This window comes from Actinoalloteichus sp. AHMU CJ021 (assembly GCF_002895405.1).
GTDB lineage: Bacteria > Actinomycetota > Actinomycetes > Mycobacteriales > Pseudonocardiaceae > Actinoalloteichus_B > Actinoalloteichus_B caeruleus.
Window position 1 is genome coordinate 6312806 of sequence record NZ_CP025990.1, and the last position, 25411, is coordinate 6338216.

The window sequence follows — 25411 nt, forward strand, 5'->3', positions numbered from 1 at the left end:
CTCACGACTGGGCTGGCCAGTCCCTGTGCTCGGTGGCCAGGGCGACGGCACCGGACTCCCAGTCCACCTGCGGGGTCGGTTCGTCCACGTGCAGGGTGCGCGGCACCACCCCGTGCCGCATCGCCATCACCATCTTGATGACGCCCGCGACACCCGCGGCGGCCTGGGTGTGACCGATGTTCGACTTCACCGACCCGAGCAGCAGGGGCCGGTCCGACTCCCGTTCCTGCCCGTAGGTGGCCAACAACGCCTGCGCCTCGATCGGATCACCCAAGGTGGTGCCCGTTCCGTGCGCCTCGACCACATCCACCTCGGCAGGCGACAACCCGGCGTTGGCCAACGCCTGACGGATCACCCGCTGCTGGGAGGGACCGTTGGGGGCGGTCAGACCGTTCGACGCACCGTCCTGGTTGATCGCCGAACCCCGCACCACCGCCAGGACCGGGTTCCCGTCCCGCTGGGCGTCCGACAGGCGCTGGACCACCAGCATCCCCACACCCTCGGACCAGTTCGTCCCGTCGGCGGCCGCCGCGAACGACTTGCACCGACCGTCGGAGGCCATCCCGCCCTGGCGGCCGAACTCGGCGAACGTCCCAGGCGTGGGCATGATCGTGACGCCGCCGACCAGCGCCAGCGAGCTCTCGCCCGACCGCAGGGCCTGGACGGCCCAGTGCAGCGCCACCAGCGATGACGAGCAGCCGGTGTCCACCGAGATCGCGGGGCCCTCCAGACCAAACACGTACGACACCCGGCCCGAGGCGACGCTGGACGTGCTGCCCGTCGCCAGGTACCCGCCAACGCCTTCCGGCAGCGACGTCAGGCGGGACAGGTAGTCGTTGTGCATGACGCCGGTGAACACACCGGTCTCCGACCCGCGCAGCGAGGTCGGGTCGATCCCGGCACGCTCCAACGCCTCCCACGAGATCTCCAGCAACAACCGCTGCTGGGGGTCCATCGCCAACGCCTCGCGCGGCGAGATCCCGAAGAAGTCGGCGTCGAAGTCGGCCGCGTCGTAGAGGAACCCGCCCTCACGTCGGACGAAGCCGCCGTTCGCCGCGGTCTCCTGGATGGGCGGAAGCCGCCAGCCCCGGTCGGTCGGGAAACCCGCGATCCCGTCGGAGCCCGAGGAGACCAGTTCCCACAGCTCCTCCGGGGAGGACACGCCGCCGGGAAAACGACAGCTCATGCCGACGATCACGATCGGGTCGTCGGCCTGCGCCGTCACGGCGGTCGGTGAGACGAGGTCGGGGGCGCTACCGGCGAGTTCGGACCACAGGAACCGGGCCAGCTCGACCGGGTTGGGGTAGTCGAAGACCAGCGTCGCGGGCAGCCGCAGGCCGGTCACGGTGTTGAGCCTGTTGCGGACGTCGACGGCGGTCAGCGAGTCGAAGCCCATGTCCCGGAACGCGCGGTCCGCGACCAGGGCGTCGTGGGAGGCGTGCCCGAGCGAGAACGCCGCCTCGGTGAGGACCGTCCGCAACAGGGTGTGGTCGCGCTCGGCCTCGGTCAGCGACGACAGCCGTTCACGCAGCACGGACGTCACGTCAGCGGAGTCACCGGGCGTGTCCTCCGCCTCGAGGACCCGCTGGACCTCGGGCAGTTCGCTGAGCAGCGGGCTGGGCCTGCTCACCGTGAAGGAGGGGGCGAAGCGTTCCCACTCGACGTCCGCGACGGTCAGGCAGGTCTCGCGCTGGCCCAGGGCCTGTTCGAGCGCCTCGAGCGTCAGCTCGCGCGCCATGGCGGGCAGGCCGAGGCGCCGGAAGTGCTCCCGTGCCGCGCCGTCGGCCATCCCGCTGCCCGCCCAGGCTCCCCAGGACACCGACGTGGCCGCGAGCCCGCGATCGCGTCGCCGCTGGGCCAACGCGTCCAGGAAGGCGTTACCGGCGGCGTAGGCGCTCTGCCCGCCGCTGCCCCAGATCCCGGCGGCGGAGGAGAACAGCACGAAGGCGTCGAGCGGCACGTCGGCGAAGGCCTCGTCCAGTTGTGCGGCGCCCGCGACCTTGGCGCTGGTCACCTCGGCGAACTCATCCGAGGTGACCGTGGCCAGCGGCGAGTTCTGGCTGACGCCGGCGGCGTGCACGACGCCCCGTACCGGCCTGCCCTCGGCCTCCAGCCGCTGGACCAGTTCGGTGAGCGAGACCTTGTCGGCCAGATCACACGCGACGACGCTCGCGGTGGCGCCGTGCTCGGCCAGCTCCGCCACGAGTTCCACCGCGCCGGGCGCCGACGGGCCTCGCCTGTTGGTCAGCACCAGGTGGCGAACACCCCTGCTCGCCAGCCAGCGCGCCACCTCCGAGCCGAGGGAACCCGTACCGCCGGTGATCAGCACGGTCCCGTCGGGCACCTGGAATCCCGTGGCGGACGGGGTCCCGATCGGTGCCCGGACCAGGCGCCGGGCGAACATCCCGGTCGCGCGCACGGCGAGCTGGTCCTCCTCGCCGACGCCGCCGAGCGCCGTGGCGAGCCGGCCCGCCGCCCGGTCGTCGAGTTCCTCGGGCAGGTCGAGAAGACCACCCCACTGCCGGGGGCACTCCAGCGCCGCCACCCGGCCAAGCCCCCACACCTGCGCCTGCCGGGGGCTGGCCAACCGGTCGGTGCGACCAGTCGACACGGCCCCACGAGTGAGGCACCACAACGGCGCCTCGAGCTCCAGCGAGTTCATCGCCTGGGTCAGCGCGAGCGTCGACAGCGATCCTCGTGGTACCCAGTGGTGTCGTACGGTCGGCTCGTCCTCGAGCGCGAGCAGCGAGACCACTCCGCTGGGAGCGACGGCCCCGTCGGCGAGGACGTCGCCCAGCAACGCGGACAGTCGGTCGCGGTCGGCCTCGGTGTCCTCGTCGACCTCGACGGGGATGACGACGGCGCCCCGTGCTCCCAGCGCCGCGCCCACCCAGGTCGTCACCTCGTCGTCGAGTCGCCCCGACGGAACGGCGAGCAGCCAGGAACCCGCGAGCCGGCCCGGCGGAACCGCTGTCAGCCGGTTCCAGGCGATGTCGTAGCGCCACGAGTCGAGAACCGACTGGTCACGTCTGCGGCGGCGCCACGAGGACAGGGCGGGCAGGATCGCGGCGAGCGACGCCTGGTCCGCGGTGTCGCTCAACTTGAGGGTGGCGGCGAGCGATTCCAGGTTGTCTCGCTCCACCGCTTCCCAGAACGCGCCCTCGGCCGCGTCGGTGGTCGCACCCGGGTCGGCGACGGCCTCCGCGCGGCGCTCCGGCCAGTAGCGGTCGCGCTGGAAGGCGTAGGTGGGCAGGTCCACCATCGCGCCGCCCCACGGGGTGAACACGGTCTTCCAGTCGACGGGCACGCCGCGCACGTAGGCCTCGGCCAGGGAGACCAACCACCGCCTCGCCGCGTTCTCGTCGCGCCGCAACGATCCGAGGACCACCGTGCCGGGAGAGTCCTGGAGGACCTCCTGGACGCCCATGGTCAGCACCGGGTGGGGGCTGGTCTCGACGAACACGCCGTAGCCGTCGGCCGCCAGCGCCCTGACGGCCTCCTCGAACCGAACGACGTGGCGCAGGCTGCGGTACCAGTAGGTCGCGTCGAGTTCGGCGGTGTCGAGGATCCCACCGGTGAGCGTGGAGTACAGCGGCGTCTCGGAGGTGCGCGGGCTGATCCCGGCGAGCGCCTGGCCAAGCCGGCGCTGGATGCGCTCGACCTGCCGGGAGTGCGAGGCGTAGTCCACCGGGATGCGCCGGGCTCTGACGTCGTCGTCCTCACACCCGGTGAGGAACTCGTCGAGGGCGGCCGACTCGCCGGAGACGACGGTGGCCGACGGCCCGTTGACCGCCGCGACGCTGAGCGCCGCGCCCCACGGCGCGATCCGCTCCCTGACCTGCTCGGCGGGGAGCGCCACCGACACCATGCCGCCGTGGCCGGACAGTTCCGTCAACGCCTGGGAGCGCAGCGCCACGACCCTGGCGGCGTCCTCGAGGGACAGTGCGCCAGCCACGCACGCGGCGGCGATCTCGCCCTGGCTGTGACCCACGACCGCGTCGGGGACGACCCCGTGGGACCGCCACAGCGCGGCGAGCGACACCATCACCGCGAACAGCACCGGCTGGACCACGTCGACGCGGTCCATCGGGGGCGCGTCGGACGCGCCGCGCAGCACCGATGACACCGACCACCCGGTGTGGACCGCCAGCGCGGCGTCGCACTCGGTTAGCGTGTCCGCGAACGTTCCCGGCGTGTCCAGCAGCTCGAGTGCCATGCCGACCCACTGCGAACCCTGGCCGGGGAAGACGAACACCGTCTTGCCCAACGGACGCGCGACGCCCTGGAACACGTCTACGGCCGACTCGGTGTCCACGAGCGCCGACAGCCCTCGACGGAAGTCGTCCAGGCCCGCACCCAGCACGACCGCGCGGTGTTCCATCACCGACCGCGTGGTGACCAGGGACCAGCCCACGTCCACCGGGTCGAGAGCGCCGTCCGCGTCGAGTCGCTCCCGCAGCCTGCCCGCCTGGTCCCGCAGCGCCTGTTCGGACCTCCCCGCGAGAACCCACGGCACGGCCACGGGGGTGACGGCGGCGGGCGCGGCCTCGGCCACCACGGGCGGCGCCTGTTCGAGGATGGTGTGGGCGTTGGTCCCGCTGACCCCGAACGAGGACACGGCGGCCCGGCGCGGTTCGTCGCCGCCCGGCCACGGAGTCGGCTCGGTCAGCAGTGAGACCGCTCCGGCGGACCAGTCGACCTGTGGTGTCGGGGCGTCCACGTGCAGCGTGCTGGGCAGCACGCCGTGCCGCATCGCCATCACCATCTTGATCACGCCGGCGACGCCGGCGGCGTGCCCGGTGTGCCCGATGTTGGACTTCACCGAGCCCAGCTTCAGGGGTCGGTCGCTCGGGCGGTTCTGGCCGTAGGTGTCGATCAGTGCCTGGGCCTCGATCGGGTCGCCGAGCACGGTGCCGGTGCCGTGTGCCTCGACCACGTCGACCTGCCCCGGGGACAGCCCAGCGTTCGTCAGGGCCTGGATGATCACCCGCTGCTGTGAGGGACCGTGCGGGGCGGTGAGACCGTTGGAGGCACCGTCCTGGTTGATGGCGCTGCCCCGAACCACGGCGAGGACCTGGTGACCGTTGCGGCGGGCGTCCGAGAGCCGCTCGACCACCAGCATGCCGACACCCTCGGCCCAACCGGTGCCGTCCGCCGCGGCCGCGAAGGACTTGCACCTGCCGTCCTCCGCCAGGCCACGCTGCCTGCTGAACCCGACGAACGCCATCGGCGTCGCCATGACGGACACGCCACCCGCCAACGCCAGAGAACACTCGCCGGCCTGCAGCGCCTGACAGGCCAGGTGCAGCGCGACCAGCGAGGACGAGCACGCGGTGTCCACGGTGACGGCGGGCCCCTCCAGGCCCAGTGCGTAGGAGACCCGGCCGGAGACGATCGCGCTGAGGTTCCCGGTCATCAGGTAGCCCTCGGCACCGTCAGCGGCACCCGCCACCAGGGCCTCGTACCCCTGTCCGGTCGAGCCGGCGAAGACGCCGGTCTGGCTGCCGTGCAACGAGGCCGGGTCGATACCCGCTCGTTCCAGCCCTTCCCAGGCGACCTCGAGCAGCAGCCGCTGCTGCGGGTCCATCGCCAACGCCTCACGCGGCGAGATCCCGAAGAAGCCGGCGTCGAACTCCGGCGCGTCGTACAGGAAGCCACCCGCACGGGTATAGGAGGTGCCGGGACGATCCGGGTCCGAGTCGAACAGCCGATCGAGGTCCCATCCCCGGTCGGTCGGGAACTCCGCGATGCCCTCCCGGCCGGTGGCGACCAGGTCCCACAGCTGTTCCGGGGAGTTGACCCCACCCGGGTAGCGGCAACTCATCCCCACGATCGCGATGGGCTCCCGCTGACCGGCCTCGACCTCGCGCAACCGCTGACGAGTGCGTTGTAGGTCCGCCGTCGCCAGCTTGAGATAGCTGCGCAGCACCTCTTCATTTGCCATGCGATATACCTTCTCGGGGAGAACAGCGGAATTGCATCCGATGCCGAACCAAGCTGTGCAAGCGCTTCACCGGAAGGCACACGATGCCGAGCCACGACAAGGCTGTGTTGTTAGACCCTGAAGCCCATCACGATCAAAAAACCCGCCACCTACTTCGACTTTCCATCCAGAATTACAGGACAACCCGGGGACCTATTCCGAGACATTAGGAACCGGACGCCCGCCGGGCAACCCCTAAACCTGCCCCTGCCCTTGGCTGCCAGGCAGGCCGAGTGGGCCCGCGCCAGACGACCCCTGGATGGGCAGGGGTTCACTGGATGCTCGATCACGGTAGGGGTAGTCGACCCCGCCAGGTTGACGGGAGACCCGGTGTGTGCTCACGGCGGAGCACACACCGAGCCGTCCAACTACTCGCCGCTCCGAATCATGTCGAATATCTCCTCGTCGCTCGCCGAGTCGATCGAGTCGACGATGTCCCCGACGTTGTCCTCCTCGGCCGGTCCGGTCAGTCTCGAGAGAAACGCCTTGATCCGCATCGTCACCTTCGCCCGGGTCAGGTTGCTCCATTCGACGCTCGCCGACGAAGATTCCAACCTGTCGAGTTCGGCGAGCAGGTCCGCAGCGTCCGCGCCGTCGCCCGTGATCTGCTCGCGGAGGTACCGAGCCATGACGGTGGGCGTCGGGTAGTCGAACACCAGGCTCGCGGGCAGCTTGAGACGAGTCGCCTTGCTGAGCCGGGTGCGTAGCTCGACCGCGGTGAGCGAGTCGAAGCCAAGATCCCGGAACGCCCGGTCCTGCTCGAAGACGTCGCCGGGGAGGTGGCCGAGCACGGCCGCGGCCTGCGCCGACACCAACTCCACCAACAGCCGCGTCTGCTCGGCCTGCGACACGCCCGCCAGCCGGTTCCGCAGTTCCTGCGCGGGACCCGCGTCACCATCCGGCTCGTCGACGTCGCTCAGCGCACTCCGCACTGCCTCCAGGTCGCCCAGCAGAGGGCTGGGACGCGACGAGGTGAAGGCCGGGGCGAACCGTTTCCAGTCCACGTCGGCGACCACCACCCGCGGTTCTCCGTCCGCCACGGCCCGGCTCAGCGCGGCGACGGCCGACTCCGGGTCCAGCGCGATCAGTCCGAACCGGCGCAACTGGTCCTCCAGCTCCGACGTACCGGCCCACGGTCCCCACGCCACCGAGGTGGCCGCCAGCCCGCGCCGCCGGCGTCGCTCGGCCAACGAGTCCACGACCGCGTTGGCGGCCGCGTAGGCGGCCTGCTCAGCACCACCCCAGACGGCGGCGACCGAGGAGAACAGCACGAAGGCATCGAGCTGCCGATCGCCGAGCAGCTCGTCAAGGTTGACCGCGCCACCGACCTGGGAACTGATCAGCTCGTCGTAACGAATCGGGTCGAGCAGCGCCAGAGGAATCCGGGCGTTGTGATCGGCGGTGTGGACAACCGCCGTCAACGGGCGCTCGGGATCGGCCGTCGCCACCGCCAGCAGGTCGGCGACCGCCCTCCGGTCAGCCAGATCGCACGGGAGAACCGTCACCCGGCCGCCGTCCCGGGTCAGCTCGCGCTCCAGTTCGGCGCCGTCCGGCTCCGCGGGGTCGCGAGCCAGGAGCACGTGTTCGGCACCCCGCGCAACGGCCCACCGTGCCAGCTGGACCCCGAACCGGCTTGGACCGTCGGTGATCAGGACCGTGCCCCTCGGCGTCCACCCGGGTGCGTCCGTGCCGAGCGGCGCCGTGACGAGGCGGCATGCGAACACCCCACCGGATCGGATGGCGACCTGATCCTCCCGTCGCTCGGCCGCCAGCACGCCCGTGAGCCGGTTCGCGGCCCGCTCGTCGAGGCTACCGGGCAGGTCGACCAGACCACCCCACCGGCGCGGGTACTCCAGCGCGGCGACCCGGCCGATGCCCCAGACCTGCGCCTGGTCGGGACGGCTCACCGTGTCGGTCCGCTGGGCCGCGACGGCGTCCCGCGTGACACACCACAGTGGCGCGTCGACGGCGGCCAGGTCCAGCGCCCGGAGCAGGGTCACGGTGGACGCCGCGCCGTCCCAGGTGACCGACACGACCCCGGCGACCGCGCCGGCGACGGGGGCCAACCGGGCCGCGAGGGCCTCGGGATCGGTTCCGGCCAGCACCGGCACGACCTCGGCACCGTGCCGGGACAGTGCTCCCGTCACCCACGCCGTCACTTCGTCGTCGGAGTCGTCGGGAGCTGCCACGAGCCACGTGCCGACCAACGGCTCGGCCGGCGCTTCGACGACTGGTTGCCATTCCACCCGGTACCGCCACCCGTCCACCAGGGACTCGTCCCGCCTCCGTCGGCGCCACGAGGCCAGCGCGGGCAGCAGTTCGCCCAACGATTCGGGGCTACCGACGTCGAGCGTCGCCGCCAGCGACTCCGCGTCCTCCCGTTCAACCGCCGCCCAGAACGACGACTCCTCGCCGCTGACCACACCGTCGGTTTGGGCGGCAGGGGCCTCCAACCAGAAACGCCGCCGCTGGAAGGCATACGTCGGCAGATCAACCCGACGACCACCCCACCCGGCCAACATCCCCGCCCAGTCAACCGGGACACCCCGCACGAACACCCCAGCCAACGCCGCGAACAGGGTACGGATCTCGTCCCGGTCCCTCCGCAACACCGACACCGCCACCACCCCGGTGTCAGTGTCAGTGTCAGTGGTGGTGGTGTGGTCCTGGATCAGGCTCGACAACACCGGATCAGGACCCAACTCCAGAAACGCCGACACCCCCCGCCCCCGCAGATGATCCACACCATCGGCGAACCGCACCGCCTCCCGCACATGCCGCACCCAATGCTCCACGGTGAACTCCACCACCGGCAGCCCAGTCAGGTTCGACACCACCGGAACCCGCGCCGGACGATGCCGCACACCCGCGATCGCCCGGGCGAACTCCTCCAACATCGGGTCCATCCGCGCCGAATGGAACGCGTGACTGGTCCGCAACACCCGAGTGCGCGCACCCCGCCCCGTCCACACCTCCCGGACCGCGGTGACCGCGTCGGTGTCCCCGGAAACCACCACCGACTCCCGACCGTTGACCGCGGCGATCTCCACCCCGACCTCGGGCAGGGTCTGACGGACCGCTGACTCGGTGGCGGCCACCGCCACCATCGCCCCACCAGGGGGCAGGGCCCCCATCAACCGGCCCCGCGCCGCCACCAGGGCACAGGCGTCGGGCAGTGACAACACCCCGGCCACGTGCGCGGCGGTGATCTCCCCAATCGAGTGACCCAGCACGAACCCGGGACGCACTCCCCAGGAGGTGACCAACTCGAACAGGGCCACTCCCACAGCGAACAACCCGGCCTGGGCGAACACCGTCTCATCGACCCGGTCACCAGCGGCGGGGTCCAGGACCACGTCCCGCACCGAGTAACCGTCCACCCCGTCCTCGGGTGCTCCGTTCAACGCGGTGTCCAGGTGGGCGCACACCTCGTCGAAGGCCTCAGCGAACACCGGGAACGCGTCATAGAGTTCCCGGCCCATGCCCGGTCGTTGGGAACCCTGACCGGAGAACACCACGGCGAGCCCACCATACCGGCCACGCCCCGGATCACATCCGGGGTGGTCTCGCCAGCGGCGAGTCCCGTGACACCCGCGACCAGGTCACCCAGGACCACCGCCCGGTGCTCCCACACCGCCCGGGACCCCGCCAACGTGTAGCCCACATCGACCGGATCAGCCTCGGCACCCGACTGGAGGTGTCCCACCAACCGCGCGGCCTGGGCGACCAAGGCCCGCTCGGACTTGGCCGACAGCACCCACGGCACCACCGGCGGAGCTTCCTGGGGCCCGGCACTGCTGTCCACGAGCACCGGGGCAGGAGCCTGTTCGAGGATGGTGTGGGCGTTGGTGCCACTGATCCCGAACGAGGACACCGCCGCCCGACGTGGCCGATCTGCCTCGGGCCAGTCCCTGTGCTCGGTGGCCAGGGCGACGGCACCGGACTCCCAGTCCACCTGCGGGGTCGGTTCGTCCACGTGCAGGGTGCGCGGCACCATCCCGTGCCGCATGGCCATCACCATCTTGATGATGCCCGCGACACCCGCGGCGGCCTGGGTGTGACCGATGTTCGACTTCACCGACCCCAACAACAACGGCTGCTCAGCCCCACGCTCCTGCCCGTAGGTGGCCAACAACGCCTGCGCCTCGATCGGATCACCCAAGGTGGTGCCCGTTCCGTGCGCCTCGACCACATCCACCTCGGCAGGCGACAACCCGGCGTTGGCCAACGCCTGGCGGATCACCCGCTGCTGCGACGGACCGTTCGGCGCCGACAACCCATTGGACGCACCGTCCTGGTTGATCGCGCTACCCCGCACCACCGCCAGGACCGGGTTCCCGTCCCGCTGGGCGTCCGACAGGCGCTGGACCACCAGCATCCCCACACCCTCGGACCACGCGGTGCCATCCGCGCCCGCCGCGAACGACTTGCACCGACCGTCGGAGGCCATCCCGCCTTGGCGGTCGAACTCGGCGAACGCCGCCGGGGTGGCCATCACGGTCACCCCACCGGCCAACGCCAGGTCGCACTCCCCGGACCGCAACGCCTGCACCGCCCAGTGCAACGCCACCAACGACGACGAACACGCCGTGTCCACCGTCACCGCCGGACCCTCCAGGCCCAACACGTAGGACACCCGACCCGAGGCCACACTGCCGGAGTTCCCGGTGCCCAGATACCCGGCCACGTCCTCAGGAACCACCTGAACACGCGACGCGTAGTCGTGGTACATCACCCCGGCGAACACCCCGGTCTGACTCCCCCGCAGCGACGTCGGATCGACACCGGCCCGTTCCAGGGCCTCCCACGAGGTCTCCAGCAGCAACCGCTGCTGCGGGTCCATCGCCACCGCCTCACGGGGGGAGATCCCGAAGAACTCCGCGTCGAACTCCGATGCGTCGTAGAGGAACCCACCGACCGGGCCGGTCCCGTCCCCGCGGGAGTCCAACCTCCATCCCCGGTCAGTCGGGAACCCGGAGATCCCGTCACCACCACCGGCCAGGAACTCCCACAGCTCCTCCGGAGTGGACACCCCACCCGGGTAGCGACACGCCATCCCCACGATGGCGATCGGCTCGGGCTCCCTGTTCTCGGCCTCACGAAGACGCTCCGTCGTCTCGTGCAGCTCGATCGTCATCCGCTTGAGGTACTCGCGAAGCTTCTGTTCGTTGGACATCACAACATCACCTATCGGAGTAGCCGCGGACAAGCGTCAACATCAACCGTTACCGAATCTCTTGTCGATGAAATCGAAGATCTCGTCGTCGCTGGCTTCCGCTATCTCGTCAGCTACCGCAACGCTCTTGGCCATCCCCTGAGTCTCGTTCCACTGAGCCACCAGTGCCCGTAGGCGAACACCGACGTCAGTGCGCGAGGAGATCTCGGAGAGGTCTTCCGCCGCGATGGAGGAGAACATGCTCTCCAGCTTGTCCAACTCGGACAAGACCAGGTCCGCCACATTGGGATCCTCGCTGTCGGGACTTACCACTTCCAGCAAGTAGTCGGTCACGGAGTCCGCGTTGGGGTAGTCGAACACCAGGGTCGCCGGCAACCGCAACCCGGTCGCGGCGGTCAAGGTAGGTGCAGGGCCACCAACGACGAGGAACACGCCGTGTCCACCGTCATGGCCGGTCCTTCGAACCCGAACGTGTAAGCAACCCGACCAGACGCGACGCTGCCCGAGTTACCTGTTCCGCCATAGCCCTCGACCTCGGCCAGCCCGGCCAGGTGGGTGACGTAGTCGTGGTACATCAGCCCGGCGAACACCCCGGTGTCGCTCCCGCGCAGGGAGAGCGGGTCGACTCCGGCGTTCTCGATGGCTTCCCACGAGGCCTCCAGCAGCAGCCGCTGCTGCGGATCCATCGCCAGGGCCTCACGCGGCGAGATCCCGAAGAACGCCGGATCGAACTCGGCGGCCCCGGTCAGGAAACCCCCGAAACCCTCGACGTTCCAACCACGGTCGGCGGGGAACGGCCCCGTGCCGTCCCTCCCCGAGGCGACGAGGTCCCACAGCTCGTCCGGGGTGGACACACCCCCCGGGTACCGGCAACTCATGCCGACGATCGCGATGGGCTCGTCCACGTCCGACACGATCGGAGCGGACGCGACGACCACGGACTGCCGGCCGAGGACCTCCGCCAGTACGAACTCAGCCAGCTCGGCGGGGGTCGGGTAGTCGAACACGACGGTGGCCGACAGACGCAGCCCGGTCACCGAGTTGAGGCGGTTCCGAAGCTCCACCGCGGTCAGCGAATCGAACCCCGCATCCGAGAATGTCTGGTCGGGAGCCACGTCATCACCCGAGCCATGCCCGAGCACGACGGCGACCTGTGCCCGGACCAGCTCCAGGACGACCCGGGGCCGCTCCTCCTCGGGTAGTCCGACCAGGTCCGGTCCGGTGCCGGCCCGTCGCGGGCGGGAGGTACCGACCAGGTCCCGCAGAACCGGCGCGGTCTCGGACTGGGCGCGGACCGCTGGCAGGTCGAGATCCACTGGGAGGACCACCGCGCGGTCGGTTCCGAGTGCCGCGTCGAACAGACCGAGCGCGTCGGCCCGGGACAGCGCGCGCACCCCGTCACGTGCCATCCGCTGGCGGTCCGCGGGGGCGAGGGTGTCGGCCATGCCCTCGCCCGCCCACGGACCCCACGCGAGCGACTGGCCGACCAGCCCCAAGCTCCTCCGCTGGGCGGCGAGCCCGTCGAGGAACGCGTTGGCCGCCGCGTAGTTCGCCTGTCCGGCCGAGCCCAGGGTCCCCGCGGCCGACGAGAACACCACGAACAGTGCCAGGTCCAGGTCCCGGGTCAGTTCGTGGAGGTTCCACGCCCCGTCCACCTTGGGCCGCAGGACGTTGGTGACCTGGTCGGCGTCGAGCGACTCGACCAGGCCGTCGTCGAGGACACCGGCGGTGTGCACCACGCCGGTCAGCGGGTGTTCCTCTGGCACGGTGGCGAGGGCGGCGGCGAGGCTGTCGCGGTCGGCGACGTCGCAGGCGACGAAGCGGGCACGGCTCCGTGACTCGGCGAGTTCGGCGACGAGTTCCGCCGCTCCTGGTGTGTCCGGGCCACGGCGGCCGAGCAGCAGCAGGTTCCGCACACCCCGTTCGGCCAGGTGCCGCGCGAGCGTGGCACCCAGCGCCCCGCCCGCGCCGGTCACCACCACCGTGCCGTCCGTCGCCAGGTCGGGGCCGGTGGGGGCGGCTGGCACCCGCGCCAGGCGTGGTACCAGCAGTTCGTCGCCGCGCACGGCGATCTGTGGCTCGCCCACGGCCAGGACGGCGGGCACGTCGACGTCTCCGTCGGCGTCGACCAGCACGATCCGGCCCGGGTGTTCCGACTGCGCGGAACGCACCAGCCCCCACACTGCCGCGTGCGGGAGGTTCTCACCTGTCGCCGCGCCTCGGGTGACCAGGACGAGACGGGAGTCCTCGTCGACGAGGACCTTCCGCAGGACGGCGAGGACCTCGGAAACCGCACCGTGGGTGTCCTCGGCGACGGCGCCGCTGCCGGGGGCGACGGTGACCACGACTGCGTCGCGCGTCGTGTCGTCGCCGGATTCCGGCGCCGGCACCCAGGCCACTTCGTACAGGGAGTTCCGGCTCGGTTCCACGAACGGGCCGGTCGAGATCGGGCGCAGGGCCAGTGCGTCGACGGTGGCGACCGGTGCGCCCGTCGCGTCCGCGAGTCGAACCGAGACGCCGGTGCCCGTGTCGGTGGCGGAGACCCGGACCCGCAGCGCGCGCAGCTCGGCGCCGGCCCCGTCGAGGAACGCCAGTTCGGACCAGGAGAACGGCAGTGACAGCTCGGCCTCGCCGAGGAGTGGGACCGCGTGCAGGGCGGTGTCCAACAGCACGGGGTGCAGCCCGTAGCCGGTGACCGGCAGGTCCTCCCCGATCCGGACCTCGGCGAAGACCTCGTCCCCTCGGCGCCACGCGGCTCGCAACCCCCGGAAGGCCGGCCCGTAGTGCATCCCCGACTCGGCGAGTCGCGCGTAGTGGTCAGCGACCGGGATCTCCACCGATCCCGGGGGTGGCCAGACGACCGACCAGTCCGCCGTGGTCGGCCGCACCCGGTCCCGACCGAGGACTCCGGTCGCGTGGCGGACCCAGGTCTCGTCCTGCTCGCCCGGCGCGCGGACGAACACGCTGATCGCCCGGTTCCCGGCGTCGTCCTCCGCCGTCGCGGTGACCTGGAGGTGGAGGTCGCCGCGGTCCGGCACCACCACCGGCCGGACCAGCGTCAACTCCTCAGGTGTCCCGTGCCCCAACCGCTGCGCGACGTGCCGGGCGAGTTCCACCATCGCGGCTCCGGGCAGGACCGGCTGGTCCGCCACATGGTGGTCCGCCAGCCAGGGGTGTTCCGCCCTGGTCACGCGACCGGTGAACAGGGCTTCTCCGGTGTCGGCGTGGTGGACCACGGAGGCGAGCAACGGGTGTCCACCCGCCGCCAGGCCGAGCGACGAGGGGTCGCCCGGGGCGCCGTCGGCCGGCCGCAGCCAGTAGTGGCGGCGTTGGAACGCGTAGGTCGGCAGGTCGACCAGGCGGGCTTCGGACCCCGCGAAGAAGGCGGGCCAGTTCACTGGCACGCCACGCACATGCAGGGCCGCGACGGCGGCCACGACCGCACGCGGCTCCGGGGAGTTCCGGCGCAGCGTGTTCACGAACGCCAGGTCGTCGCCGGGTAGGCAGTCCTGGGCCAGCACGGTCAACACGGCGTCAGGGCCGAGTTCGACGAACGTGGACACGTTCCGCCTGGCGAGGCAGGCCATGCCGTCGGCGAACCGGACGGTCTCGCGCACGTGCCGCACCCAGTACTCGGGGTCGCGCAGCTCCTCCGACACCACTTCGCCGGTCAGGTTGGACACGACGGGTGTCCGGGGCTGGAGGAAGGTGAGGCTGGCCGCGACGGTCCGGAACTCGGCCAGCATGTCCGCCATCCGGGCCGAGTGGAAGGCGTGGCTGACGCGCAGGCGGCGTGCCGTGCGCCCGTCGAACCGCGCCACCACCCCGGCGACGGCGTCCTCGTCACCGGACAGCACCACCGAGGTGGGGCCGTTCACGGCGGCCAGCGACACCCGGTCGGTGAGCAGCGGCAGGACCTCGTCCTCGGTGGCTCGCAGAGCCACCATGGCGCCGCCCGCCGGCAGCGCGCCCATCAGCCTGCTCCTGGCCGCGACCAGGGCGCACGCGTCGGGCAGGGTCAACACCCCGGCGGTGTGGGCGGCCGCCAACTCGCCGATGGAGTGGCCGAGCAGGTAGTCGGGTGTGAGTCCCCAGGACTCCAGGAGCCGGAACAGCGCCACCTCGACGGCGAACAACCCGGCCTGGGCGTGCTCGGTGCGGTCGATCAGCTCCCCACCGCCGAACACGATGTCGCGGACCGAGTGGCCGGTGTGCCGTTCCAGTTCGGCGCACACCTCGTCGAAGGCGAGCGCGAAGGCCGGGTACTCGGCGTGCAGTTCCTGGCCCATGCCTGGTCGCTGGGAGCCCTGCCCGGAGAACAGGAACGCGGTCTTCCCCCGTGCCGCCGTTCCCCGCACGGCGGTCCCGAGATCGTCGAGGCCCGCGGCGTCGAACACGACGGCACGCTCGCGCAGCGCGGCGCGGCTGGTCGCCAGGGTCCAGGCGACGTCCACGTCCTCGACCGCCGCTCCCTCGAGGTGGGCTCTCAGCGTGGCGGCCTGGGCACGCAGCGCGGCGTCCGTCCTGGCCGAGAGGACCCACGGGATGACGGGTGGGGCGGCCCGCTCGACCACGGCCGTCTCGTCCGGGGAATGCTCGAGGATGACGTGGGCGTTCGTACCGCTGACCCCGAAGGAGGACACGCCGGCCCGTCGAACCCCCGTGCCGGGTGACCACGGCACGGGCTCGGTCAGGAGGCGCACGGCACCGCTCGTCCAGTCCACCTGACCGGTTGGGGCGTCGACGTGGAGGGTCTTCGGCAGGACACCATGCCGCATGGCCATCACCATCTTGATGACACCGGCGATGCCCGCGGCGGCCTGGGTGTGCCCGAGGTTCGACTTGACCGAGCCGAGCCACAGCGGGCGGTCGTCCGGCCGTTCCCTCCCGTAGGTGTCGAGCAGCGCCTGCGCCTCGATGGGATCACCGAGGGTCGTCCCGGTACCGTGCGCCTCGACGGCGTCCACATCGGCCGTGTCCAGGCCGGCCTGGGCCAGTGCCTGTCGGATGACCCGCTGCTGCGACGGCCCGTTCGGGGCGGTCAACCCGTTGGAGGCACCGTCCTGGTTGACGGCGGAACCCCGGATGACAGCGAGTACCTGGTGGCCGTTGCGCCGGGCGTCGGACAACCGCTCCAGCAGCAGGACCCCAACTCCCTCCGACCAACCGGTGCCGTCGGCGGCCGCCGCGAAGGACTTGCAACGGCCGTCCTTGGCGAGCCCCTGTTGCCGGATGAAGTCGGTGAACACGGTGGTGTTGGGCATGACGGTCACGCCGCTGGCGAGGGCGAGGGTGCACTCCCCCGCGCGCAGCGCGCGGGACGCCCAGTGCAGGGCGACGAGGGAGGACGAGCACGCGGTGTCGATGGTGACGGCCGGTCCCTCGAAGCCGAAGGTGTAGGCGACCCTGCCGGAGAGGACGCTGCCCGAGTTCCCGACGCCGACGAACGCCCGCACGTCGTCGGGTACGTCGCCGGCGCCGGTGCCGTAGTCGTGGTACATCAGGCCGGCGAAGACGCCGGTCCGGCTGCCCTTGAGGGTCAACGGGTCGATCCCGGCCCGTTCGAAGGTCTCCCACGAGGTTTCCAGCAGCAGCCGCTGCTGCGGGTCCACCGCCAGGGCCTCGCGCGGCGAGATACCGAAGAAGTCCGCGTCGAACTCGGCGGCGTCGTGGAGGAATCCCCCCTGGACGTCGAACACGTCCCGGGTGCCGCCGAACAGGCGCTCGAGGTCCCACCCCCGGTTCGTCGGGAAGGGACCGATTCCGTCGCCGCCGGCGGCCACGAGGCGCCACAGGTCCTCCGGGCTGGCCACGGCGCCTGGGTAGCGGCAGCTCATGCCGACGATCGCGATGGGTTCGCGCTCGCCGTCCTCGACGTCGCGGAGGCGCTGCCGTGTTCTGCGGAGGTCCGTCGTGACGCGTCTCAGGTAGTCGCGCAGCTTCTCTTCGTTGTCCATCAACCCAACCCCATCGCCGCGATCAACAGGAGAGGACCGACCACTCGCGACGGTCGGACCCGCCCCTCCCATTGGGCAACAACCTGCGGCCTCCGGAACAGTTGGGAAACACCGAGGCGACTACCGCGAACACGCGAATTCCCGCACATCGACCGGTGTCGCACACCGGGTTGTCCACTTACCGGGAAACCTACGGTGGGGACTGCCGACGAACAACCCCTAAGGGGACACCCCCCACCCCTGTCGTCCCACTACCCCGCGCACGGCTCCCGCTGCTCGCGCTGGCTCCGCGCCCGACGGCGCGTCCGAGGACGCCAGCACTCCGCGGGCAGCCCCACTACCAGCGACGACGTGATGACGATCAGGAGGATGCCGAGCTCGGGTACGAGGTCGACGGGCGGCGCGCGGACCACGACGGCACGGGCGGCGGCCACCGGGAAACGCCCGTCCCCACAGTGCGGGGACGGCGCCGCGCGAATTCGGAATGGGGCGCCGATTTTCCCGGTCCGCATTCCCGCGTGGCGTTTTCGATCGGGTGCGTCGGCGGGTGAGGATGAAAGGGAACCGATTCATCACGGTACCCGAGAACAATGACCCGTGAAACGACGCGTTAGCGATCCCCTCGGTGCGCCGGGTCCCCGGATCTGGACGTGCGCATCGCGACGGCGGCCACGCCGTCGCGATGCGCAGGAACGGGGACAGCGGTTGCCCGGCGGCGACGGCGGATCGACGGGCGGAGGGACCGCACGGCGGGCCCGCACCGCTGACCACGAGCGCGAGCCACTGGTCGATCCCGGCGAGCGGAGGCCGCGGTATGGCCCGGCCGGAGGTCCACGTCGAGCGCGACCGCCCAGACGAGCTCGGGACGTCGGCCCGGACCGGAGCCGACGTGCCCCCTGGTCGGTCACGACCGGGTCCGGGGAGTCCTCCGCTGGCCCACGTCAGGCGGAGCGGTCGTGCGTTCCCGTCCTCGGACCGCTCGCACCGACCGTCCCCCGGTCCCGGTAGGCCGAACGGGCCGCCTCGTGGCGCCCGGTGTCGCGGTCCCTGGGCAACAGCGACTCGTTCCCGGACTTCCCGACGGGGTTCACGTCGAGCCGCAGGTCGGCGGGTAGGTCCGTTCGTTTGGTGACCTTGAGCTTTCGGAAGATCTTCGTCAGGTGTTGCTCGACGGTGCTCACGGTGATGTGCAGCTTCCCGGAGATCTCACGGTTGGTGAAGCCGAGCGAGGCGAGCGCCGCGACACGGTGTTCGGAGGTGGTGAGAGCCCCGATCAGGACCTGCTCGGAGGAGCGGGGGGCCACTGGCCTGGACACCGTCGGCACGGACTGCGCGTGGCTGGTGGTCGTGGGTCTGTCACTCCGCTCGCTGGGGACCGGCGCCATCTCCAGTCGGCAGGCCTGCACGAGACGGCCCGCGCGGTGGGACACCATCCGAGCCTTGGCCGCCTGGCCGAGCGCCTGGTGGGCCTTGCTGAGATCGAGGAGCGTGTGGGCCAGTTCCAACCGGTCTCCGCTGGCCTGCAACAGCTCCACCGCGTCCTTGAGCAGGCGCAACCTGCTGCTGGCATCGGAGGTGGCGGCGACGATGCGGGTGGCCGACCCGTGCACCCTGGGATTGGCGGGGCCGCTGTGCCCGAGCTGTTCCTCGGCCAGCGCCCGGGCTTTGGCGACGTTGCCGAGTCGCAGGTGGGTCTCGGCGGCGTCGGTGCGCCACGGTGCCAGCCCGGGGGCCTCGAACCCCCAGTTCGCCATGAGCTCGCCGCAGCGTTGGAAGTCCTTGAGCGCCGCGGCGTACCACCCGTTCGCGAGGTAGTACCGCCCCCTGGCGCGGAGGTAGGTCACGCCGAACACCGTGCCGAACATCTCCTCGGGGACCGGTTGCCGGAGGTGGTGCTGCACGGCGTCGTGGTCACCCACGACGCTTCCCACGGACACCAGCACCCCGAGGGGCATGCCGATCCCGACTCCCCAGCCCTCGACCCCGACGGCCCAGATCGCCCGGTTCGCGTAGCTCGCGGCCCGGGGCAGTTCGCCGTAGCGCAGCGCGATCTCGGCACGGCATGCCGAGAACATCGCCTCCCACCAGGTCGCGCCCCGCACCTTCGACTCGGCGAGCAGCGTGTCGCACCACCGCAGTGCCGTGTCCAGTTGGTCGGAGTAGATCATCGCCTGGAGCGCGTACCAGGCCGCTTCCACGGTGCGGTCACCGAGCACGGTGGCTCGCAGCACCCGTTCCGCGTTGGCTACGGAGGTGCCCCCGCTGTCGCCGGAGAGGACCGTGTTCAGCACCACGGAGGCCATGGCGGGCCAGCTCGCCGGCGACGAGTCCAGGCAGGTCTCCCCACTCGCCTCCGCCCAGCGGGCGGCGGGTTCCGGGTGGGAGTGCGCGAGCCACAGCCCGAGGTGTTTCAGCGGGTCGGCGAGGTGGCCGGCACTGGCGCGGTACTCGTCACCGAGCCGGTTGAGCACGTCCGACGCATCCTGGCGTCGTCCGCTCCACAGCAGGTAGCGCAGCAGGCGCACCGTGTGGCTGACGTCCAGCTCTCCCGCGCGCTCGTGCTCCACCAGTCGGGGGAGGTGGCGGGCGGCGTTCGCGGGGTTGCCCCGCCACTCGGCGCCCAGCAGCGCGAAACGCAGCTCCGCGCTCGTGGTTCCCTCGCCGCAACCGAGGAGCGCGCGCTCGAGGAAACCGATCGCCGCGGCGGGTTGGTCCGAACGCAACGCGTCCTCGGCGGCCTGCCGCAACCGCCTCACCGCCCACCTGTCCGGTGCGCAGTCGGTGGCCAGCAGGTGCTGGGCGACGTTGGCGGTCCCGGCCTGGTCCTCGTGCAGGACGCGGGCGGCCGACCGGTGCAGTCCCGACAGCTCGGCTGGTGTCACGCAGTCGAGCACGGCCTGGCGGAACAACGGGTCCTTGAAGTCGTTGTCCTCCAAGCACCCGACGAGCCGCAGGGTCTGGAGGACGCGTTCGACGTCGACGCGCGGCTGGCGCAGTAGCGCGCACACCCGTCCCACGCTCGTGTCGGCGCCGAGGACGGCGACCGCTCGGGCGACGCCGAGCACGTCGGGCCCGCTGCGCCTGAGGCAGGTCAACACGGCCTGCCGGAAGGCATCGCCGATGACCGGACGGGTGTCCGGGGAGGTATGGACCGGCTGGGGCGCGTCCAGTTGGTCCTCGATCAGCGCGCGCACCAACAGCGGGTTCCCAGCGGTGATGGCGTGGCAGGCGGGGGCGAGCCGGTCGGCGATGTCGGGGGCGATGTGGCGCGCCAGGATCTCGGCCACACCGTCGGAGGACAACGGAGCGAGTCGCACGCGGCGGAAGTTCGCCTGGCGGATCAGCTCGATCCGGTAGGCGGGATGGGTCGAGCTGTCGTAGACCGCCTCGGCGACCAACAGCATGATGCGGGCCGAGCGGGTGTGGTTGGCGAGGTGGAGGACGCACTCCATCGACGGGGCGTCCACGTGCTGCGCATCGTCCACGGTGATGAGCACCGTGTCCTTCCGCGACAGTTCGAGGACGAGCTCGAGGAGGTCCTGCGCGATGTCGAAGGTGCTGACCTCAGGCGGTTCGTCACCGAGGACCGCCCGCTTCCCGGCTGTCAGGCGCAGCAACGAGGCCGTCCGGGCCGCGGGCACCCGCATGGTCCCGACGAGCGAGCGGATACCACCGAAGGGTCGATCGCCCTGACCGCGTGCCCCCGTCATGCTGAGGACCACCGCGCCGTGCGCGGCGCGTCGGTCGGCGAACGTCCGCAGCAGTTCCGTCTTGCCGCTTGCGACCACACCGTCGACCAGGGCTATCCGCCCCTGGCCCTCGGCCGTCTCCGCGAACAGCCCTTCTAGCAGCTCGAACTCGAACCGCCGTTCGACCAGCACAACAAGCACCTCGCCTGATCCGCCCCAGTGGGAAAGATGTTCGACAGGCAGCAGTTTCCGAACGTCCCCGCGCGATGCCCCATCGCGCGTGGGCCTGTCGCCACGTCAAACCCTCAGTCGCACATCCCTGCCGCACGCTGAGGAACACTTGTTCCTCCCCTGCGGCGAACCATATCGCCCTGCCCTCGCAGCCGCAATTATTTCCGCCAAACACCGGGCGACAAATGGCCACCAAATACTACCGAGCGTGATCCATTGATCACCAGTTGCTCGTCGAGTTCGTTCGGAAACCCGCCCGCCACCCAATCGTTATCAGCCCGATCGAACCAGGCACGAACAGGAGGACCCCCGCTAAGCCACCCAAAATACCGATAGCCCAAGCCGGTGAATTCATCGATCGGTGAATTCACCGCACTCGAGGTGATCAGCCGAACGCGCTCCGCCACCGGAGGAAGCCACGGTCACGTCGGAAGCGAGCGGTCGTCACCCAAGGACAGCCGGCCGGTCACCTACCGTCGCGCACCACCGGAAGGAGCACCCTGGACGACGATCACCGAAAGTCACCGCACAGGAATCAGACATCCGCGTACTACGCGGAAGTCGACCACCAACGTCCCCATCACGAGCTCACACCACCCATAACCACGTTTCCGCCAGTGATGGGCAAACGATCCCCGGAACCCCACGCCGACACGCACCGACCCGACGCATCAGAAAAAGTACTGAGCACGTCAGGTTCGAGACCAACCGAATCGATGGTGATATTCAGCGCGAACCGGTATGTCGACTCAGAGGATTCCGACCCCGAGCTCGACGGGCAGGTCCCTCCGTCGTTTGATATTCAACTTCCGGTATATGCGAGTGAGGTGCTGTTCGACCGTACTCACCGTGATGTGCAGTTTCGCCGCGATCTCCCGGTTCGAACAGCCGAGCACCGCGAGTGAGGCGACCCGGTGTTCCGAAGCGGTGAGCGCCGTCGTATCCGCACACCGACGGGTGGCCAGGGGCGGCGGCGTGGGCGATACCGCGGGATGTTCGTCGGCGCGGAGCAGCTTCTGCAACAACAGGGCCGCACCGGTGACCTCCGCGAGGTGCCACGCCCGGCGGAACACCATGCGCGCACGGCGGTTCTCCCCGAGGACGTGGTGGCCGTGGCTGAGGTCCGTGAGCACCTGCGCCTGCTCGTAGCGGTCGCCGCACTGCTCGAGGAGTTCCAGTGCCTCGGTGAGCAGTTCCGGTCGTCGGTCGGCCGGACTGGTCGCGGCGAGCATGCGCAGCGACAACGCCCGCGTGCGGGGGTGCCCCGCGTCGGACCGGGCGGTCTGCTCGTAGGCGAGCTGCCTGGCCTGGTCGTGGTTGCCGAGGTGCAACCACGCCTCGGCCGCGCTGGTCCGCCACGGCACCATCGAGGTCAGGTCCAATCCCCAACCTCGCAGCAGTTCCCCGCATGACAGGAAGTCGGCGAGTGCCCGGTGACCGTGGTTGACCGCCAGGTGGTAGTGGCCCCTCGCGTACAGGTAGCGCGGCCCGTGGCGACTCTCGAACAGGGCCGAGGGAACTGGTTGGCGGACGTGGTCGGCGGCGACCGCGTACTCGCCCTTCCGGGTCGCCGCGAGCACGATGCTGCTCAGCGGTGCACCGACCGTGACACCCCATGCTTTCGGAGGGAGCAGGGCGAGGGCGGCACGTCCGTGGGTGACGGCACCGACGAGGTCGCCGGTGCGCAGCGCGATGTCCGCGAGCGCGGAGGTGATCGTCGCCCGCCACGTGACGGCGTCGGCGGACGCCTCTGCCAGGAGGCGGTGGCACCAGCGGGCAGCGGTGTCGAGCCGGTCGACGCCGGCGAGGATCTGCAGCGCGAGCGCGGCGGCCTCCTCGGACCAGCAGCTCCGCTGCCGGAAGCGCAGTCCGGACAGGCATCGTTCCGCGCTGTCCGCGGCGTCCCGGGACCGTCCGGCCGCCACCAGCTCCGACATGGCGGCAGTCACGCGCAGCCACGGGTCGTCCGCCGTCACCTCGGTCAGCCGGTCACGCGGCGCCGACACCGGACGGTGCCGGCGCGCCATCCTCGGGTGGGCCAGGGCCAACCAGGTCTCGAAGTCCGCGAGCTGGCCGTCCACCCCGTTGGCATCCGAGGCGCGAACCTCGGCGAGCACCTCGTCCGCCTCATCGTGCCGACCGTGCCACAACAGGTAGCGGATGACGACGAGCTGTTCCCGCGAACCGAGCACTCCGGAGCTCGCGCCCTCGACGAGTCGGGTGAGGCAGGTGGCGGCCGTGGTCAACGGGTTGGACTGCCATTCCACGTCGGCGAGCCGAGCGAGGACCAGGATCCGCCGGTGGTCGTCGTGGCACGCGTCATGGGCTCGGCTGAGGCAGGCGACCGCGCGCGCCAGATCTCCTTCGGCCGCCGCGGAGTCGGCCGCGTCCAGCAGGACGTCCACCACCCATTCCTCGTCCTGGTCCGGGGCTGGGCCCCGTCCCGCCTCGAGGAGGTGGTCCGCCACCGAGGAGAGCGGACCGCCGTGTTCGTGGCGAACCCGGGCGGCCCGCCGGTGCAGCTCGGCACGGTCCGCCGCGGGCAACGCGTCGAGCACGGCGTCCCGCGCGACGGGGTGCGGCAGGCGTCCCTTCTCCAGGAGACCGGCCGTGGTCAAGGCTCCCAGCGCCTGGTCCACGGTGTCGGGAGAAGCGCGGAGGAGGGTGGCCAGCTCCGCTGTCGAGGTGTCCTCGCCGAGCACGGCGAGCCCCCGCACCACGTCGGTCGCCGCCGGTTCCCCACGGTGCAGCCAGCTGAGCACGGCGAGGCCGTAGCCGTCGCGCCGCGCGGTACCGGCCGCCTCGTAGTCGTCGGCGAGTGCCCGCACCAGCAGGGGGTTCCCGCCACTGATCCGGAAGACCTCGGCGATCCGGTCCGCGACCGTGGACTCGTCCCAGCGGGCGGTGAGCAGGGCCTCGACCCCACCTCTGCTGAGCGGGCCGAACCGCAGCCTGCGGAAGTGGGCGTGCCGGGACAGCTCCGCGCGGAACCCCAGGTGCCGCCGGCTCGGTTCGACGTCGTCGGTGATCGCCACCAGCACCCGCGCCGATCCCAACCTCGCCGCGAGGTGCAGCAGGCAGAGCCGGGACGCCTGGTCCGCGCTGGCGACGTTGTCGACGGCCAGTACCACCGGTTGTTCGGTGGCCAGTACCAGCAACGCCCGCCACACGGCGTGCAGGATCCGCGCCAGCTCCGGGGTGACCGCGTCCGGGGGGAGCGCCACCTCGGGCAGGTCCGCGAGTTCCCCCGGCACCCGGGGGTGGTGCAGCAGCTGGCTCAGCGCCGCGAACGGCAGGTCCTGTTCGGTGGCCGAACAGGTGGCCGTGAGCACGAGGGCGCCGTGTTCACGGGCACGGCGGGTGAAGGCGTCCAGCAGCGCGGTGCGGCCGCAGGAGGCCGGCGCCTCCAGTGACACCACCGCGCCCCGTCCAGCGGCGGACTCGGCCAGCACGTCGCTCAGGCAGCGGAGCTGCTCGTCGCGTTCGACCAACCTCACCGCATCCCCCTGTCCGCGTTCCGGCTGCGTCCTCAGCGCCCCGCCTTCGCGCCGGCGAGCCGGGCGGACATCCTGGCCAGGATGGTCTTCTGGTGGGCGGTGAGGAAGAAGTGGCCTCCCTGGAACGTGTTGACCTCGAAATCACCGGTGGTGTGCTCGGCCCACGCCTCGGCCTCCGCGCTGGTCGTCTTCTGGTCGGCGTCGCCGGTGAGGACCGTGATCGGGCAGCTGAGCGGCGGTCCCGGGGTGTAGGCGTAGGTCTCGGCGATGCGGTAGTCACCCCGGATCGCCGGCAGTGCCATCCGCAGCAGTTCGTCGTCGCCGAGGATCCGGGCGTCCGTGCCGCTCAACGCGCGGACATCGGCGAGCAGGCCGTCGTCGTCGAGCTTGTGCACGCTCTCGTCGCGATGCGACGACGGAGCCCGGCGACCGGAGGCGAACAGGTGGACCGGGGGCGCGTCGGCGTCCGTCATGAGCCGTGCCAGCTCGAAGCCGACGCTGGCTCCCAGGCTGTGCCCGAAGAGGGCGGTCGGCTTCGTGAGTGACGGCCCGAGCACCTCGAAGATCATGTTCGCGAGTTCGCGCACGCTCCCGGCGCAGGGTTCGTGCCGGCGGTCCTGCCGGCCCGGGTACTGCACCGCCGCGACCTCCACCCCCGGGGAGAGCGCGGTCGCCATCGGGAAGAAGAAACTCGCCGAGCCGCCGGCGTGCGGCAGGCACACCAGCCGGACGGCTCCCGGATCAGCGGGTTTGAACCGGCGCAACCACAGTCCCTCGTCGATTCCAGTGGCGCTCATCCCGCGTCGGCCTCCCCGTGGTCGCCTCGGCGGCCGGCCTGCGTTCGAGCATCGGACCGAACCGCGCTGTGACAACTGGAC

7 protein-coding genes and 1 pseudogene are annotated in these 25411 nt (G+C 71.1%); all 8 read right to left on the bottom strand.

All coding sequences use genetic code 11. The annotated features are described in order from the left end of the window. Position 1: 1 nt before the first annotated feature. The 8 genes and pseudogenes from C1701_RS27950 to C1701_RS25840 all read right to left on the bottom strand — a co-directional run bounded on the left by C1701_RS27950 (position 2) and on the right by C1701_RS25840 (position 25330). Positions 2-5929, bottom strand: coding sequence for a type I polyketide synthase (locus C1701_RS27950; protein ID WP_443098169.1), 5928 nt, complete (start codon positions 5927-5929; stop codon positions 2-4). A 422-nt stretch (positions 5930-6351) separates the two neighbouring features. After that, a complete protein-coding gene (locus tag C1701_RS28255) occupies positions 6352-8250 on the bottom strand; it encodes a beta-ketoacyl reductase (RefSeq protein WP_443098170.1) in 1899 nt (632 codons plus the stop codon). Between the two features lie 15 nt (positions 8251-8265). After that, positions 8266-11162, bottom strand: a pseudogene (locus C1701_RS28260) (type I polyketide synthase); the annotation flags it as partial. A 39-nt stretch (positions 11163-11201) separates the two neighbouring features. Beyond that, entirely contained in the window at positions 11202-11591 is a 390-nt protein-coding gene (locus C1701_RS25815) for a hypothetical protein (RefSeq protein ID WP_103056814.1), read from the bottom strand. Beyond that, on the bottom strand, positions 11555-17116 hold the full coding sequence (locus C1701_RS25820; RefSeq protein ID WP_103056815.1) for a type I polyketide synthase: 5562 nt from the start codon (positions 17114-17116) through the stop codon (positions 11555-11557). The genes C1701_RS25815 and C1701_RS25820 overlap by 37 nt, the downstream gene beginning before the upstream one ends. 941 nt (positions 17117-18057) lie before the next feature. Beyond that, entirely contained in the window at positions 18058-21006 is a 2949-nt protein-coding gene (locus tag C1701_RS25830; protein ID WP_103056816.1) for a helix-turn-helix transcriptional regulator, read from the bottom strand. A gap of 779 nt (positions 21007-21785) precedes the next feature. Further along, positions 21786-24533 (bottom strand): helix-turn-helix transcriptional regulator, encoded by a 2748-nt coding sequence (locus C1701_RS25835; RefSeq protein WP_103056817.1) that lies wholly within the window; start codon positions 24531-24533, stop codon positions 21786-21788. Between the two features lie 32 nt (positions 24534-24565). Next, positions 24566-25330: a thioesterase II family protein gene (locus C1701_RS25840; RefSeq protein WP_026420362.1), complete on the bottom strand. Its 765-nt coding sequence runs from the start codon at positions 25328-25330 to the stop codon at positions 24566-24568. Positions 25331-25411 lie beyond the last annotated feature (81 nt).